The organism is Kitasatospora sp. NPDC059571 (assembly GCF_042735675.1).
Classification (GTDB): domain Bacteria; phylum Actinomycetota; class Actinomycetes; order Streptomycetales; family Streptomycetaceae; genus Kitasatospora.
In genome coordinates, this window is record NZ_JBHWBW010000822.1 from 1 (window position 1) to 1,440 (window position 1,440).

Genomic DNA, 1,440 nt, shown 5'->3' on the forward strand with positions numbered 1-1,440 from the left:
CCGGGGTTCTTCGGGATCAGCCCGCGTGAGGCGATGTCGATGGACCCGCAGCAGCGGCTGCTGCTGGAGACCTCCTGGGAGGCGTTCGAGCGGGCGGGCATCGATCCGCGGGCGGTGCGCGGGAGCCGGACCGGCGTCTTCGTCGGCGTGATGTACAACGACTACGCCATGGTGCTCCAGCAGTCGGTCGAGGGGGCCGAGGGGCAGATCAGCACCGGTACCTCGGGCAGCATCGCCTCCGGCCGGGTCTCCTACACCTTCGGCCTGGAGGGGCCCGCCGTCACGATCGACACGGCCTGTTCGTCCTCGCTGGTGGCGCTGCACCTGGCCTGCCAGTCGCTGCGGCAGGGCGAGTCGTCGCTGGCGCTGGCGGGCGGTGTCACGGTGATGCTGACGCCGAGCACCTTCGTGGAGTTCAGCCGCCAGCGCGGACTCGCGACGGACGGCCGCTGCAAGGCCTTCTCGGACGACGCGGACGGCACCGGCTGGGGCGAAGGGATCGGCATGCTGCTCGTCGAGCGGCTGTCGGACGCCCGCCGCAACGGCCACCCGGTGCTCGGCATCGTGCGCGGGTCGGCCGTCAACCAGGACGGCGCGTCCAACGGTCTGACGGCGCCCAACGGGCCGTCCCAGCAGCGCGTGATCAAGCAGGCACTGGCGAGCGCCGGACTGACGCCGGACCAGGTCGACGCCGTTGAGGCGCACGGCACCGGCACCACTCTGGGCGACCCGATCGAGGCGCAGGCGCTGCTGGCGACGTACGGTCAGGGACGTGCGGAGGACCGTCCGCTCTGGCTCGGCTCGGTGAAGTCCAACATGGGGCACACCCAGGCGGCGGCGGGTGCGGCCGGTGTGATCAAGATGGTGCTGGCGATGCAGCACGGCGTGCTGCCCAAGAGCCTGTACGCGGGTGAGCCGACCTCGCACGTGGACTGGTCGGCCGGCGCGGTGGAGCTGCTCGCCGAGGCCCGACCGTGGCCGGAGAACGACCGTCCGCGCCGTTCGGCGGTCTCCTCGTTCGGGTTCAGCGGGACCAACGCGCACGTCATCCTGGAGCAGGCCCCCGAGCCCGAGCCCGTGGACGCGGCCGACCGCAGCAGCGCCCCGAGGGCCGCACTCACCTCCGGTCTGCCGTGGGTGATCTCGGCCCGTACGGCGGGAGCGCTGGCCGGCCAGGCCGGCCGCCTGCTCGACCTGCTGAACACCGCGCCGGACACCGCGCCCGAGGCGGTCGGTGTCGCCCTGGCATCCACCCGGGCCGCGTTCGAGCACCGCGCGGTGGGGGTGGGCGCCGACGGCACCGCGCGCTGGGCGGCCCCGGCGGCGCGGGGGGGCGGGGGTTTGCCCGGGGGGGCCCCGGCCGGCGGGCCCGCCGCCACCGCCGCGGCCGCCCGGCGGACGGCGGTGGCGGCGCCGGTGGCACTGGACTCGATGGGATGC

The 1,440-nt window shown here is 74.7% G+C and carries 1 protein-coding gene; it reads left to right on the plus strand.

From position 1 onward, the window contains the following. The coding region (locus tag ACFV0G_RS39330; protein WP_380558719.1) for a type I polyketide synthase at positions 1-1,440 on the plus strand (1,440 nt) is incomplete at both ends.